Consider the following 13121-nt stretch of genomic DNA (forward strand, 5'->3'; position numbering starts at 1 on the left):
TGGCACTCTTTATTCCGCCACGCCGCAGTAGCGCGCCATGAAGCTGGCGAACGCGACTATCCCGGCGAGGTATTCCTCGATGTCGACATGCTCTTCGAATGTGTGGCAGTTGCGGATATCGCCCGGCGCGCAATAGACGGCGGGAATGCCCAGCCGGTTGACGAAGAACGGCGATTCCGACCAGAACGGCGCGCCCTCGATCGCGCCACGTCCGGCAAAGGATTGGGCGACCGACGCGCAGAGCATCGACACCGCAGGCAGGTTTGGATCGATCTCGGCTGCCGACCCGCCGACCCGGTGGTCGCGTCCGGCGGGATAGGCAATCTCGACCTTGATCTCGGGGTCCGCGATGGCGCCGCGAATGACAGCTTCCATCTCGGTCGCCGCATTGTCGAGGGATTCGCCCGGAAGCAGCTTGCGGATCAGCGAAAGCTTGCATTCCTCTGGCACCGCAATGAAGCCGCCGCCGGTCAGGCCGGTGATCAGCAGGAAACCGCGGCCGATCAGCGGATGCTCGCCGCGGGCGGCGATCTCGTCCGAGTGTTTCCAGAGCGCCGACATCACGGCATGGCTTGCTTTCAACGCATCCTTGCCAAGTTCCGGCACGCCGAAATAGGCGGATTTGCCGGTGATGGTGATATCGGCGATGAAGAAGCCGATCTGCGCCGAATAGACCGCAAGCTGCGTCGGCTCGGTGTAGACGACGAAATCCGGCCGCTCAATTTCGCCGGCCTCGATGCGGGCGGCATAGTCCTTGATGCCAGCGGAAATGCCTGTGCCCGGCTGGCCGCTCTCCTCGTCGCCGACAAAGGCAAAGGCGAGATCGCCCTTCAGCCTGATGCCGGCCTTGTCGAGCAGCGACAGCGCCGCCAGCGACGTGCAGATCCCGGCCTTGAGATCGCCGGAGCCACGGCCCCAGATCTGGCCGTCGATGATCGGAGCGGCGAAGGGATCTTCACGCTCGGTACCGGCCCAATGCTCCCGCCAGCCATCGACGTGAACGGTATCGGTGTGACCGATGAACTGCAGCCGATGGCCGCCACCGGCACCCTTGCGCTCGCCCCAAACATTCGGACGGCCGGGAAGGAAATCGGCGGTCTTTACGTTCTCTACGCCGCGGGAGACCATTTCATCCCTCAGCAGCGAGACGACATTGGCCTCGTTTCCGGTGATGCTGTCGCGGCCGATCGCGGCGCGCAGCAGCCTGATGGCATCGTCGCGGTCGAGCGCTTCCCGCAAGCGCTTCGTCAGATCGTCTGCGCTCATCGGGCGGCCTCCCTGAAATGCATGGTTTCCGCCGGCGGCAGGGACATCCGGCTATCGGGGGCATCGGCGCCGAACAGCGCGTTGTGCAGATGGCCGAGACCGATCGCAATGGCGCCGACGATCGCCGCCTGCACGCCGAGCGCGCTCTTCTCGACCTCGACAGGGTAGGGGAAGCATTGCGGCAGGAATGTCCGCACGCGCTCGATCAGTTCATCACGCAGGCCGATCGAGCCGCCGAGAATGACCTTCTGCGGGTTGGCGATCGCCGCGATGGCGGCAATGCCCTGCGCCAGTAGCCTGGCGGTGTCGTCAAGCACGGTGGTAGCATCGGCGTCGCCGCCCGCTGCCTTTTCGAAAATCTCAGGCACCGTCGCGGGTTGGCCGGAAAGCGTCTGGTAGCGCTCCATGATGCCGAAGGAGGCGGCGACGCGCTCATAGGCGCCGGTCCGCAGGGATTCCGGCTCGAACGGATCGGCGCCGAACGGCAGGAAGCCGAGCTCGCCGGCGGCATTGCCGACGCCCCGCACCAGCTGGCCGTTGACCATCAAGCCGCCGCCGATGCCTGTGCCGACGGCGATATAGGCGAGATTGTCGATGCCCTGGCCCTGGCCGAGCCAGTTCTCGCCGATGACGCAGAGATTGACGTCGTTCTCAAGCGTCACATTGAAGCCGAGTGCCTTTTCGAGCGCAGACGCCACGTCCATGGCGTCGAAGCCGGGGATATTCGGAGCGAGAAGAATGCGGCCGGTCGATTTCTCCGGCGCCCCAGGCGCCCCGATCACCGCCATGCGAATCTTCTCTCTCGGGATATTTTGACGCGCAGCAGCCTGCCAGCAAAGATCGGCGATCTGATCGACGACAAACTGGCCGCCGCGGCGATCGGTCGGTGCCACCTCTTCGGCGAAGACATGAAAGGCGAGATCGGCGATCGCCACCCGCACCTTGGTGCCGCCAAGGTCGACAGCGGCAATGAAGGCCGCATCGGGAATGAGTTCATAGGTCACAGCGCTGCGGCCGATATGGCCCGTCGTGCGTCCGGTCTCCTGGATCCAGCCATCGAGCTCAAGCTGACGGACGATCTCCGAGATCGTCTGCTTGGAAAGATTGGTCTGCTTGGCAATCGAAGCGCGCGAGATCGGCCCGCTCTGGATAATCGCTTCCATGACGGCGCGCTGGGAGAACTTTCTGGAGATGCGCTGAGTATCGCTCACGAGGTCCTCAATTAATTCGTTCTATGACCGAACAAAATCACAAAGGCAAAATGGAGTCAACGCGGCTGCGCGTGTATTTGCACGTTTGTGAAATCAGCGAGGGCGCCGAGGCAGGATGGAGGGCTACCGGTTACGTTCTGCCGATAAGCTCTATCACCTGTTATCCCCGGCAAAATCGACCGATGAGATCTCCACCGACCAGTCGAGGTCGGCAGGCGACAGGTTGAGTGTGTCGAGGCCGCGATAGTGGTTGAGCGCGAAGCAGGTGCCGTAGACGGCCTTGGGCTCAATGATCTTGTAGCTGGTCAGGTAGTCGGCATAGGCCTCGACGCTGTAGCCAGGGCGTTTGGCGATGAGGCGGAAGCGGACGGCGTCCACCTGGCGGTCGGAGCCGTTGGTGATCTCGACGAAGACCGGCTTGGCGGGATCGGTGCAGCCTTGGGTTCCGGTGCTGGTGGCGGTCACCAGGCTTGCCGACGTATTGCGGCCGGATTGCTGGTAGTAGAGATAGGCTCCGATGCAGGCCACCGTAGCGATGATGATGGCGAGTGCCACGAGCGCGGGCCGGGGGAAGAGGAAGAAGAACACCACAAAAATCGCTATCGCGACTATCAGCAAGATCATCGGCCGTTCTCCCTTTCCCGTTGAGCTAATGCAGGCACCCTGCTTATGCAAGGCAGGGCGGCGTCTGGTTTCGGGAGGATGGCAATTATGCGATATCATCGCGTGACGACGGAGGGATTCGATGAACGGTTTGGCCGACCTGATTGCCTGGATTATCGCGCAGGGACTTGCCGCCGATGATATCGATGCCTTGCTCGAAGGCCTTTCGCTGCGCCTGACTGAACAGGGATTTCCGCTGCTGCGCGCCTCGATCGCCATGCCATCCATCGATCCGAAGCATCGCGGCCTCTCGGTTGCCTGGTATCGGGGCACCGGCATATCCAAGGAGGCGCAGGAACATGGCGAAGAGGGTGAGGCGCTGTTCCGGCGCTCGCCGATCTCCTATCTGTTGGAGAACCAGCTGGAATTCATGCGCTGGAGCCTTCCGGCCAACGCTGAGACGCCGCCGTTTCCCATCCTGATGGACCTCAGCGATCTCGGTGCCACCGATTTCGTCATCAAGATCACGCCCTTTCCTGGTGATACCGCTCTGGCAGGCGCCAGCTTCTCGATCGCCACCGATCAGCTGGGCGGTTTTACGGAAAGCCAGCTTGCCGGCTTCGAGGGCGTCATGCCCGCTCTGGCGCTCGCCTGCTGCCGCATCGCCATGACCCGCGTGGCGAAGGATGTGCTGGCCGTCTATACCGGCGAGCGGACGAGCGAGCTGATCCTGACCGGGCAGATCCAGCGCGGCGATGGCGCGTCGATCTATGCCGCGATCCTGTTTGCCGATCTCAAGGACTTCACGTCGCTCAACGAAAAGCACGAGCCGCACGACATCGTCGACTGGCTGAACGAGCATTTCGACGCGATCGGCAAGCCGGTTGTCGAGGAAGGTGGCGAGATCCTGAAATTCATGGGCGACAGCCTGCTGGCGATCTTCCCGGTGCAGGCTGCCGATACGGCGCAGGCCTGCCGTCTGGCGCTGTCGGCCGCGCAGAGGGCGCTCGCCATGAACGATGCGCTCAATCAGGGCAGGCGGGAGCGTGGCGAGCCCGAGATCCTCGTCGATATCGTGCTGCATCTCGGCGAGATCTTCTACGGCAATGTCGGCACCGATCGGCGGCTTGATTTCACCGTCATCGGCCGGGCCGTCAACGAGGCGTCGCGGATGGAAAAGCTCGCCGATGCGCTGGAAACCAACCTGCTGGCTTCGGCGCCCTTTGCGGCCCAGACCGGCGGCGCCTTCCAGGCGGCGGGACATTTCAAGCTCCGGGGCGTCGAGGAGCCGGCCGAGATCTATGCCTGGACGGGCGCGGTGTGACCGCCTGCCGGTCGTTCGGATTTTGTTAAACATAAACTAAAATCTTAATCATCGGCCGCGCTCCGATCCGCATTTTCGTGCGTTCTTCGATCATGCGACAACGGAGGGAAACCGGATGGCAGTCGTGATGATCGTGGAAGACGAAGCCCTGATCCGCTTTGCATTGGCCGATGAACTGATCGCCTGCGGGCATATGGTGATCGAGTGCTGCAATGTGCTGGAGGCGCTTGCGGTTCTCGGCAAAGACGGCGAGGTCGATGCCGTAGTCACTGACGTCGATATGCCCGGCGGGTTGAGCGGGCTGGATCTCAGTCGGCTGCTCGCGGCCACAAGGCCGTCGCTGCCGCTCTGGGTCACCTCGGGCCGGGAGGTTGATATCTCCGCTTTGGGTCCGGCAGCGGCTTTCCTGCGGAAACCCTATGATATGAGGGCGCTCGCCTGCGAAATCGCGCGGCGGGAGGCGATGTCCGCCGAGCGCTCGGCCTCCTTCGGCTGAGCCTCAGGGGCTGGTCAGGTACTCCACCAGCTTGCGGGCATGGACGGGCAGGGCGGCGAAGCTGCGGGCGCAGATCAGCAGATGGCGAAACGCCCAGGCATCGGTGAGTGGGATCACGCCGAGTGCCATTTCGGCCTGATAGCGCCGTGCATAAACGTCTGGAACGATGGCGAGGCCGACGCCGCTGCTGGCCATCGCGCAGATGTCTTGGAAACTGTCGAGCCGTACGCGAATCTTGAACTGCCGGCCCTCGCGGACGGCGTGCGCAGACAGGTGCCCCTGCAACGCACTGTCCGCCGGCAGGACGACGAAGGGTTCGCCGAGGATATCGCGGAACGCCACCGATCCCGCGGCGATCAGCGGATGATCCGAGGCGGCCACGACGACGAGGCGGTCGATCTCGAAGGGGCGGGTTTCGAGCGATCCTGTCTCGCTCGTATCGGCGGCAATGCCGAGATCCGCGAGACCGCCCGCGACAGCCGCGACGACATCCGGGCTCTGCTTTTCCTGCAGGTCGATATCGATCGCCGGGTGATCGGCCAGGAAGTGGCGCAGTCTGGCCGGAAGATGCGCCATGGCGGCGCGGCCGGAAAACAGCCGGACCTGGCCGCGCAATCCTCCCGCATAGAGCTGCAGATCGCCGCGCATCTGCTCCATCTGCCCGAGCACGATGCGGGCATGATGGGTGAGCGCTTCTCCCGCCGGCGTCGGCCGGACGCCGCGTGCCTCGCGCTCCAGCAGCGGGATGCCGCTCATCTCCTCCATGCCGCGGATGCGGGCGCTCGCCGAAGGCAGCGCCATGCCCGATCGCTCGGCGCCCTGTGTGATGCTCTGTGCTTCGACGACATGCAGGAAGAGACGAAGGTCGGTCAGATCGAAGCGCATAGTCCCTCCCGCGTCAGGCCTTCGGATTTTCCGAAGCCTTGCCTTGTATCTTCCGCATTGTGCGAAATCGCCGGCTGCCGATCATGCTTGATATGGTCTTGGAGCCGGATTGGACATGGACGCTTCTGAAAAAATCTTGCGTGCCTTCGCTTTTCGTCTGGCACTTCTTGTGCTGGCCGTCGCCGTGGCAAGGAGCCTGCCTGACAACCGGGCAGACGACGCTCTGGCGGGATCGATTGCAGTCGCCAGTGTTACGCCCGAATGCGGATCAGCCCCGCCGCAGGGTGGCGAGGCTGATCCAGGCATACGCGACATGTATCTGCACGACTGAGGCGCGGCTGATCGCATCCTCAGGCAGTATCATTCCTCGTCGCCGAACATGTCCATCTCTTCCTCGGGGGCTTCCTCCTGAGGTTCGGCGGCCTGCGCCTCGTTGCCGCCCATCATGCCCATGACGGCATTGGTCAGCAGCATGCCGCCGGCGACACCCATTGCCGTCTGCGCGGCACCGGCCAGGAAGCCGCCACCGGCGCGCGGCGCCATCGGAGTGGCATGACCGTATCCCTGGTTCGGAGCGCCACCCCAGGGAGAGGCGGGCGCGGCATCGTATCTCTGCGGGCGGGCGACCGCGCGCTGCGGCGGGTTGCTGCTGCCGAACATCGACGCGAAGAAGCCGCCGCGCTGCGGCTGCGCACTGGCGCTCAACATCTCCAGTTCCTCGATGCGGCGCTGGGCGGCCTCGAGCGCCTGTTCCTGCACGACGATCGTCTGCGCCATGTAATAGGGCGCGCCGGGCTGCTGGGTGATGCGCTCGTTGATGAACTGTTCGGATTGCGTGTCGCGCGGCGCCGATTGCCGCTCAACATTGGCGAGCTTGGTGAAAAGGCTGTCGATGGCCTGCTGATCGTTGAGATCCATGCATGTCTCCTTGGCGGTGGTATCCGCGGTGGTCAAATCAGGGTTTAGTTGGGTGCGCGCAGCGCAAATGCTGGCCGGGCAGGTGCAGCCGGGTTCCCAGGCGAGAAAACCGGCGGAGCCCATTTGCGGGCGGCCCGTGTTTCGGGCAGGGCGTAGCGCGAGAGTTGATTTCCGGAAGCGGAAAGTCGTGTGATGGTCCTCATACCTGCATGTACGAAGCAGGAGGCCGATAGCTTCCATCACAAAGATTTTATTCCGGCGCCGTCAAAACGCCGGATCTGACGGCAGCGGTCAGTTCTCGATCTGCTGCTCGGCGACGACGCTGGCAACCACTTCGTCGGCGCCATTCGGATAGGTCGGCAGGTCGAGCGTCACGGCTTCCTTGAAACCCTCGCGTTCGATCGAGAAGAATTTGCGCACCCGCACTTCGCCATTCTGCTGGCCGGAGGCGGTGGCGCTTTTCGCCGCGATGAGATCGCGTTCGAATTGCGCGGCGTCAACCCCGGCAAAAGCCATGGTGCAGCTTTCGACCGGCTTCTCGCCGACGGTTGCCTTGGCGATGACGATCGCTTCGAAGGGCTTGTCGCCACCCGTCTGGGTGATCCAGCCGTCGAAGGCGGTCGGCTCATCGAGCGGCAGGATGCCGAGCGTCATGTCCTGCGACAGCGCTCCCCACCCGCTTTCCTTCGCAAGTGCCGCCGTGCGGTCATAACGCGGCCCTTCGTTCATGCACTTCTCGGCGAAATCGGCAAAGGGTGAGGGTGCTGCCGCCTCTTGGGCAGACGCGGAGCCAGCGGCGGCCAGAGCTGCGATTACGAGCGCGGTTATCTTCAGGGTCGTCGTGGATTTGCTCATCGAATGTCCAGTTCCGCGCAGTCGTGCTCTGTGAACCTACCAGATAGGCGATGCCGCAAGAAAACGCCACAGCAGGTCATGGCCCTCATCCGGAAACGGCGATCGAATGTCAATCCGGAGAGCCGCCCTCGATGTTCGGATCGTAATCGTCAAGCGCCTTCTGGACGGTCTTGTTCCGGGCATAGCGGTGCTTCAGCCGGGCCAGCTCCGCGTCGCTTCCGCTGCACAGCGTGCGCAGCTGCTGATCGATTTCTGCCTGCCGTTCTTCGTCGGGCGAGGCTTCGCCGCGGAAATGGTCGCAATCATCGCGGCGGCTGATGAAGGCCCTGACGTCGTCAGGCAGGGTGGCGTCATCTGCGAGGGATGGCCCGGCAAGGCAGAACTGGACTAGCGCCAAGCCTGCATATGTCAGCCGCCGCCCGGCCATCATTCGATCTGCATGTCGAGTTGCTGGGCAATCTCTTCATAGTGGCGGGATGATGCGGCGTTGCCCTCTTTGGCATAGAGGGCGCCGACTGCCCGCGCTGCCTCTGCTGCGGCACGGAAGGCGTGAAGACGATCCTGCGACTCAAGCTCGGCATTGCCGCCGATATCGCCGTTGCTGAAGCGGCCGACGCGGTAGCCTTCATTGTCGATCACGCCGATCACAGGCACGCCGTTCTGCATTTCGCCGTAGAAAGCCGGACCGGCCTGGGCTCCGTCACGGCGGCGCAGCATGCCGAGGCCGGAGGCTTTGTTGCCGGCGCATGCACCGGTCCAATAGGTCGGGCCTGCGGTCAGCGAGATGGGAGAAACGAATTCGCAATGGCTGGCCGGATCCCTGGACCAGGTCGCACCGGCCGGCGCGTCCTGCGCCATGAGTGACGGCGCCCACAACAGGGAGGCGACTGTCGCGAGTGCTGATAGCGCGAGGAATGCGTTTCGATGCAGCAAAGCTATCGTCCCCTCAGGAATTGGCCATCAGCGATGCGACGTCGATCATCCGGTTGGCAAAGCCCCATTCGTTGTCGTACCAGCCGAACACGCGCAGCAAGCCACCGGCCGATACCGAGAGTTCCGGGCCTGAAACCACCAGGGATTCCGGCCGGGCGCGCAGGTCGACGGATACGAGCGGCTTCTCGATCCAGCCGATGACGGACGATGCGGCGATCGCGCTTTTCAGCTTATCGCGTGCTTCTGAGAGGGACGGCGCTTTCTCCAGCGATACCGTCAGGTCGATCGCCGAAACGCTGGCGGTCGGAACGCGAATGGCGCGGGCCTCGATCTTTCCCGCAAGCGACGGCAGGACCTTGCCGACCAGCTTGTGGGCGCTGGTGCTGGTCGGAACCATGGAAAGGGCGGCGGCGCGGCTGCGGGCAAAATCGTCGCGCGGCTGGTCGACGGTCGGTTGGCTGCCCGTATAGCAGTGAACCGTCGTCATCTGTCCGCCGATAATACCGAAGAGGTCATCGACCGTTTTCAGGAGCGGCGCCAGCGCATTGGTGGTGCAGGAGGCGTTGGATATGATCTTGTGGCCGGCGATCATCTGCTCGTTGGCGCCAAGCACGACCGTCACGTCGGCCGATTCAGCCGGACCCGAAATCAGCACGCGCTTCGCCCCGGCTTCCAGCGCCCGTGAGACATAATCGCGGGTATAGGGCTGGCCGGTGCATTCGAGGAAAATATCGACGCCGGAGAGATCGAGGGCGCGAATGTCGCGCTCGTTGTGGAAGGGGATAGAGCGCGAGCCGATGCGCAATGCGCGGTCTTCGGCTGATACGTCTTCCGCCCAGGGACCGAAGACGCTGTCATACTGGAAGAGGTAGGCGCAGCTTTCCAGCGGGGCAATGTCGTTGACGAGCACGACCTCGATATCGCGGCGCTCTTTCAGCAGGATACGGAGAACGGAGCGGCCGATGCGGCCAAAGCCATTGATAGCGATTTTCGGCTTCTGTTTTGTCATCCGGCGGGCTCCCTGCGATCGTCTGATGAGGCCTATGACAAGCGCGGAGTATTCGCAATATCAAAGCGGTGGCCGCTGGTGCTTCCAAGCGCCGCGGGCGCTGAGGAAAGGTGCGCAATTGCGCCCGGCACGTCGGACCATGGTCCGTGTCTGACCCGGCACCATGGTCCCGGGACCTTGCTTTTCGCAGCCGGTAGCGATCTCATACGTCCTGTCTTGCGTAGAAGCTGCAAGAAGCAGAGACGGAAACCATGAGCCAGTCGAAACGACGCTTTCTGAAGATCATCGCCGGAGCCGGGCTGGCCGCAGCCTTTCTGCCGCTCGGTGGCGCACGTCGTCTGAGCCTCGATGCCTTCGCCAAGAGCGGCAACAATGGCAATGGCGGCGGCAATAACGGCAATGGTGGCGGGAACGGCGGCGGAAATGGAAATTCCGGCGGCGGCACTGGAAATGGCAATGGCAATAACGGGAATGGCAAGGGCAATGGCGGTCCGGCAAGCTCCGCCGATCCTGCCGATGCCGGGGCTGCCTCTACGGGCGCTGGCGTCCAGGCGACGCGCGGCGCGGACGGCACAATCCGGATCCGCCACCGCAACGGTATCACCGAGACGATCGTCTCGAACCGCTACGTGATGAAGGATGCGAAGGGCCGGACGATCAGCAACAGGCTGGCGACGCAGGCCGATGTTACGCGCCTGTCGCGGTATCTCCGCTAGGCCAGATCCCGCCATTTGATGGCGGCCTCGGTACGGTTGGTCACGCCGAGCTTCAGCAAGATCTGCGTCATGTGATGCTTGACGGTCTTTTCCTGCAGGTCGAGACGCAGGCCGATATGCTTGTTGGAGAGGCCTTCGGCGACGAGTTCCATCACCTCGAGCTCGCGCGGCGTCAGTGACGCCTTCGGCGAGGACTGAGCGCCCAGCGAGCGCTCCATCACCTTGGCGGACATCGCCGGAGAGACGAATTTCGAACCGCGTACCACCGCCCGGATCGCTTCGGCAAGGCCGCGCGACCCGATCCCCTTCAGCACATATCCGGCTGCGCCGCGCTGCAGGGCTGCGGACAGTGTATCGACCTCCTCGGACGCGGTCAGCATTAGCACCCGTGTTTCCGGGCTTCGCGACAGAACCGAACTGATCGCCTCCAGGCCGCCGCCGGGCATGGAGACGTCGAGCAGCAGCACGCTGGGCCGGTCGGAGGCCGCAAGCCGGATCGCGTCGTCGCTGCTCGCACCTTCGCCGATCACCACGAAATCATCGACCTCCGAGAGACTGCGGCTGACGCCTTCCCGGAACAGCGGGTGATCGTCCACGATGCCGATCGTGATCGCCGTCATTTTGCATCCTCCAGTTCCATCAGCTGAAGCGTCATCGACACCACCGTGCCGGCGCCGCTGGTCTTGATATCGAAGTCTCCGCCGAGACTGTCGACCCGTTCGCGAAGTCCCGCAAGCCCAAGGCTTGTCGGCCGCACCTCGTTCGGATCGAAGCCATCGCCCTGGTCACGAACCTCGATCCTGACCTCGCCGTCGCGCACACGCGCCGTCACCGATTGCTCGATGCCGCCGCCATGGCGATAGGCATTGTTGAGCGCTTCCTGGACGAAGCGGTAGACGCAGATCTTCACCGCGGCCGAGAGGTCCGAGCGATCATCCTCGACGCTGCGCGAAACCGTGCTCGCCGTCCTCGTCTCATGGGCGGACACCACCCGTTCGATGATCTCTGCGAACGAGGCGCCCTCGATCTCCGGCAGGACGAGGCCTCGGCAGATCGTACGGATTTCGCGCATCGCCTCGGCAAGGCTCGAGCGGATCCACGACAGCTCCTTTTCCCGCATGTCGGGGCTTGTTTTGGCATCGACCAGCATCTCGCTGTCGAGCCGCAGCGAGGCATAGGCGATATGCTGGGCGGGTCCATCGTGGAGATCGGCGCCGACGCTGCGAAGATAGGTTTCGTTGAGAGCGGCGGCCCGCAGCGAGGACCGTTGCAGGCGCCGCTGCAGGGCAAGTTTTTCGGCAAGCAGGGCCGAGAGTTCCGTCACCTTGTCGCGGAGATCACTGCGTTGCGCCTCGATCAGCCGGCTGCCGCGGAAAACCAGAGCCGAAAGCGCCAGAAAGAAGATCGCCGTCAGTCCGGCGACAGAGGCCCAACTCCAAAGTCTTGCGCGGGCAATGCTGTCGGCAAGTCCCTCAGCCGTCTCGTAGAACTCGACGACCGCGACCGGCTGGCCGGACCATGGCTGCAGCACCGGATTGTAGATTTCCATCAGCGGCTTGCCGAGTTGCCTCTCCTTTTCACTCTCCGGATCGCTGGCGACCTCGTAGCGGGCGACGAGCGCGCCTGAAAAGGCCTGGCGAAGCTTGTCGCTGACCGGGAATTTCCGGCCGATCAGCTCCTGTTCGTTGGAATAGAGGATGGTGCCGTCGTTTCTCCAGAGCTTGAACGAGACGAGGCGCTTGCCTAGCGCGCCCTGCGACAGCGTCTCGTTGAGCGCCTGGGCGCTTCCTTCGTCAAGAAGCGTTTCCGTCTGCATATCGGGAAGCAGCGGGGCGACGACGCTATCGACATACAGCGCGGTCGCTGCGCCGGAATTATGGATCACTGCGTCCTCGATCAGCCGCGTCAGCAAAATGCCGATCAGGAGCATCGCCATGATCGAGACGACGCCCCCGGTTATGAAGAACTGGGAGGCCAAGGAGCGGGCATTCCAACGGCTGAGCCAATGCATCTGCGACCTGTCGACTGCGTGTCCGACAGACATGGTACTACCCTAGAGGAATTCCAGATAGCTGCGTGACATCCCGGCAGCGCCTAGTTCGGGGCATCGCGTGTATCGATGATATCCGCGCCGGCAACGCTCTTGGTGATCTGCGTATCGCCCGACATCGCCGCGCCGAAGAAATAGAGGACGCCGCACAGGAAGACGACCAGTGCGACGACCGACGCATTGATCGCAACCGGGCCGGCGGAAGGTCTATGGATGCTGCTCATGACTGGGCTCCTTTGGTCCCTGTAGCAACGAGCCGAAATGGCCGCAGTTCCAGACCCCCGACCATGGTCCGGGGTGCCTCGGACTGAGGTCCGATGCCCGGAACAGGTGCCGCCTCCGATGGTTGGGTAGGCAGCGGTCATTAAGGCCGCCTAGCGACAAAAGGAGGAGAAAATGCTCTCCAAGCTTATGGTAGGCGTGGCTGCGGCCGCGACCCTGATGTCGGGCGTTGCACTCGCCCAGTCTTCCACCGTCAATGGCGCTGCAGGTGGTGCCGTGACCGGCGCGATCGTCGGCGGTCCTGTCGGTGCTGCCGTCGGTGGCGTGACGGGTGCCGTTGTCGGCACGGTCATCGATCCGCCGCCGCAGAAGGTCGTCACCTATGTCCGTGAAGCGCCGGCGCCTTCGGCCCGCGTCGTGGTCAAGGAAAAGATCGTCGTCGGCCAGCCGCTTCCGGAGACCGTCGTCGTCACGCCGGTTCCTGAAAATCCGAAATATGCCTTTGCGGTCGTGAACGATGAGCGCGTCATCGTCGAGCCGTCGTCCCGCAAGGTGATCCAGGTCATCAACTGACCGGATCCCGGACGCGGCCGAGGTCGCGTCCTCCATTCCTCAACACGAAACGAAATCCAG

Annotated in this window: 17 protein-coding genes; 5 read left to right on the top strand and 12 right to left on the bottom strand. The window is 63.4% G+C overall.

Annotation, left to right across the window (positions count from 1 at the left end):
* Positions 1-9: 9 nt before the first annotated feature.
* The 3 genes from ABIE40_RS23545 to ABIE40_RS23555 all read right to left on the bottom strand — a co-directional run bounded on the left by ABIE40_RS23545 (position 10) and on the right by ABIE40_RS23555 (position 3101).
* On the bottom strand, positions 10-1266 hold the full coding sequence (locus tag ABIE40_RS23545) for a M20 family metallopeptidase (protein ID WP_199628269.1): 1257 nt from the start codon (positions 1264-1266) through the stop codon (positions 10-12).
* Entirely contained in the window at positions 1263-2477 is a 1215-nt protein-coding gene (locus ABIE40_RS23550) for an ROK family transcriptional regulator (RefSeq protein ID WP_199628268.1), read from the bottom strand. Before ABIE40_RS23550 ends, ABIE40_RS23545 begins: the two co-directional genes overlap by 4 nt.
* Before the next feature lie 153 nt (positions 2478-2630).
* On the bottom strand, positions 2631-3101 hold the full coding sequence (locus ABIE40_RS23555; protein ID WP_199628267.1) for a hypothetical protein: 471 nt from the start codon (positions 3099-3101) through the stop codon (positions 2631-2633).
* Between the two features lie 121 nt (positions 3102-3222).
* Here ABIE40_RS23555 and ABIE40_RS23560 point away from each other — a divergent pair, with 121 nt between their 5' ends.
* Both ABIE40_RS23560 and ABIE40_RS23565 read left to right on the top strand, forming a co-directional pair.
* A complete protein-coding gene (locus tag ABIE40_RS23560; RefSeq protein WP_199628266.1) occupies positions 3223-4404 on the top strand; it encodes an adenylate/guanylate cyclase domain-containing protein in 1182 nt (393 codons plus the stop codon).
* Positions 4405-4519: 115 nt separating this feature from the next.
* Entirely contained in the window at positions 4520-4900 is a 381-nt protein-coding gene (locus tag ABIE40_RS23565; protein WP_199628265.1) for a response regulator, read from the top strand.
* 3 nt (positions 4901-4903) lie between these two features.
* Here the strand turns inward: ABIE40_RS23565 and ABIE40_RS23570 are convergent, their stop codons facing one another.
* The gene (locus ABIE40_RS23570; protein WP_199628264.1) at positions 4904-5785 is read right to left on the bottom strand and encodes a LysR substrate-binding domain-containing protein; all 882 of its coding nucleotides are present in this window, start codon (positions 5783-5785) and stop codon (positions 4904-4906) included.
* Between the two features lie 115 nt (positions 5786-5900).
* Here ABIE40_RS23570 and ABIE40_RS23575 point away from each other — a divergent pair, with 115 nt between their 5' ends.
* Positions 5901-6116 (top strand): hypothetical protein, encoded by a 216-nt coding sequence (locus ABIE40_RS23575; protein ID WP_199628263.1) that lies wholly within the window; start codon positions 5901-5903, stop codon positions 6114-6116.
* Positions 6117-6145: 29 nt separating this feature from the next.
* Here the strand turns inward: ABIE40_RS23575 and ABIE40_RS23580 are convergent, their stop codons facing one another.
* The 5 genes from ABIE40_RS23580 to ABIE40_RS23600 all read right to left on the bottom strand — a co-directional run bounded on the left by ABIE40_RS23580 (position 6146) and on the right by ABIE40_RS23600 (position 9500).
* Positions 6146-6703: a DUF2076 domain-containing protein gene (locus ABIE40_RS23580; protein WP_199628262.1), complete on the bottom strand. Its 558-nt coding sequence runs from the start codon at positions 6701-6703 to the stop codon at positions 6146-6148.
* A 291-nt stretch (positions 6704-6994) separates the two neighbouring features.
* Entirely contained in the window at positions 6995-7558 is a 564-nt protein-coding gene (locus ABIE40_RS23585) for a hypothetical protein (protein ID WP_199628261.1), read from the bottom strand.
* A gap of 109 nt (positions 7559-7667) precedes the next feature.
* Positions 7668-7988 carry a hypothetical protein gene (locus ABIE40_RS23590; RefSeq protein WP_199628260.1) on the bottom strand — a complete coding sequence of 107 codons (321 nt, stop codon included), beginning with the start codon at positions 7986-7988 and terminating at the stop codon, positions 7668-7670.
* Positions 7985-8416 carry a hypothetical protein gene (locus ABIE40_RS23595; protein WP_354541127.1) on the bottom strand — a complete coding sequence of 144 codons (432 nt, stop codon included), beginning with the start codon at positions 8414-8416 and terminating at the stop codon, positions 7985-7987. The genes ABIE40_RS23590 and ABIE40_RS23595 overlap by 4 nt, the downstream gene beginning before the upstream one ends.
* A gap of 88 nt (positions 8417-8504) precedes the next feature.
* Positions 8505-9500 (bottom strand): type I glyceraldehyde-3-phosphate dehydrogenase, encoded by a 996-nt coding sequence (locus tag ABIE40_RS23600; protein ID WP_199628258.1) that lies wholly within the window; start codon positions 9498-9500, stop codon positions 8505-8507.
* Positions 9501-9751: 251 nt separating this feature from the next.
* Here ABIE40_RS23600 and ABIE40_RS23605 point away from each other — a divergent pair, with 251 nt between their 5' ends.
* Positions 9752-10216 (top strand): hypothetical protein, encoded by a 465-nt coding sequence (locus tag ABIE40_RS23605; protein WP_199628257.1) that lies wholly within the window; start codon positions 9752-9754, stop codon positions 10214-10216.
* Here ABIE40_RS23605 and ABIE40_RS23610 read toward each other — a convergent pair.
* The 3 genes from ABIE40_RS23610 to ABIE40_RS23620 form a co-directional block, all read right to left on the bottom strand.
* Positions 10213-10836 carry a response regulator gene (locus ABIE40_RS23610; RefSeq protein ID WP_112711184.1) on the bottom strand — a complete coding sequence of 208 codons (624 nt, stop codon included), beginning with the start codon at positions 10834-10836 and terminating at the stop codon, positions 10213-10215. The two genes, ABIE40_RS23605 and ABIE40_RS23610, sit on opposite strands and share 4 nt — an antisense overlap.
* Entirely contained in the window at positions 10833-12227 is a 1395-nt protein-coding gene (locus ABIE40_RS23615; RefSeq protein WP_199628384.1) for a sensor histidine kinase, read from the bottom strand. Before ABIE40_RS23615 ends, ABIE40_RS23610 begins: the two co-directional genes overlap by 4 nt.
* A gap of 83 nt (positions 12228-12310) precedes the next feature.
* Positions 12311-12490 (bottom strand): hypothetical protein, encoded by a 180-nt coding sequence (locus ABIE40_RS23620; protein ID WP_199628256.1) that lies wholly within the window; start codon positions 12488-12490, stop codon positions 12311-12313.
* A 172-nt stretch (positions 12491-12662) separates the two neighbouring features.
* Here ABIE40_RS23620 and ABIE40_RS23625 point away from each other — a divergent pair, with 172 nt between their 5' ends.
* A complete protein-coding gene (locus ABIE40_RS23625; protein ID WP_130281566.1) occupies positions 12663-13061 on the top strand; it encodes a DUF1236 domain-containing protein in 399 nt (132 codons plus the stop codon).
* Positions 13062-13121: the final 60 nt, after the last annotated feature.

Origin of the sequence: Rhizobium sp. OAE497, from assembly GCF_040546565.1 — a bacterium.
Lineage (GTDB): Bacteria > Pseudomonadota > Alphaproteobacteria > Rhizobiales > Rhizobiaceae > Rhizobium.

Coding starts and splice junctions, on each gene's coding strand:
- ABIE40_RS23590 (WP_199628260.1), bottom strand. CDS start 7,988: ATGATGGCCGGGCGGCGGCTGACATATGCAGGCTTGGCGCTAGTCCAG.
- ABIE40_RS23560 (WP_199628266.1), top strand. CDS start 3,223: ATGAACGGTTTGGCCGACCTGATTGCCTGGATTATCGCGCAGGGACTT.
- ABIE40_RS23575 (WP_199628263.1), top strand. CDS start 5,901: ATGGACGCTTCTGAAAAAATCTTGCGTGCCTTCGCTTTTCGTCTGGCA.
- ABIE40_RS23600 (WP_199628258.1), bottom strand. CDS start 9,500: ATGACAAAACAGAAGCCGAAAATCGCTATCAATGGCTTTGGCCGCATC.
- ABIE40_RS23545 (WP_199628269.1), bottom strand. CDS start 1,266: ATGAGCGCAGACGATCTGACGAAGCGCTTGCGGGAAGCGCTCGACCGC.
- ABIE40_RS23605 (WP_199628257.1), top strand. CDS start 9,752: ATGAGCCAGTCGAAACGACGCTTTCTGAAGATCATCGCCGGAGCCGGG.
- ABIE40_RS23610 (WP_112711184.1), bottom strand. CDS start 10,836: ATGACGGCGATCACGATCGGCATCGTGGACGATCACCCGCTGTTCCGG.
- ABIE40_RS23615 (WP_199628384.1), bottom strand. CDS start 12,227: ATGCATTGGCTCAGCCGTTGGAATGCCCGCTCCTTGGCCTCCCAGTTC.
- ABIE40_RS23565 (WP_199628265.1), top strand. CDS start 4,520: ATGGCAGTCGTGATGATCGTGGAAGACGAAGCCCTGATCCGCTTTGCA.
- ABIE40_RS23625 (WP_130281566.1), top strand. CDS start 12,663: ATGCTCTCCAAGCTTATGGTAGGCGTGGCTGCGGCCGCGACCCTGATG.
- ABIE40_RS23585 (WP_199628261.1), bottom strand. CDS start 7,558: ATGAGCAAATCCACGACGACCCTGAAGATAACCGCGCTCGTAATCGCA.
- ABIE40_RS23620 (WP_199628256.1), bottom strand. CDS start 12,490: ATGAGCAGCATCCATAGACCTTCCGCCGGCCCGGTTGCGATCAATGCG.
- ABIE40_RS23580 (WP_199628262.1), bottom strand. CDS start 6,703: ATGGATCTCAACGATCAGCAGGCCATCGACAGCCTTTTCACCAAGCTC.
- ABIE40_RS23570 (WP_199628264.1), bottom strand. CDS start 5,785: ATGCGCTTCGATCTGACCGACCTTCGTCTCTTCCTGCATGTCGTCGAA.
- ABIE40_RS23555 (WP_199628267.1), bottom strand. CDS start 3,101: ATGATCTTGCTGATAGTCGCGATAGCGATTTTTGTGGTGTTCTTCTTC.
- ABIE40_RS23595 (WP_354541127.1), bottom strand. CDS start 8,416: ATGGCGCAGGACGCGCCGGCCGGTGCGACCTGGTCCAGGGATCCGGCC.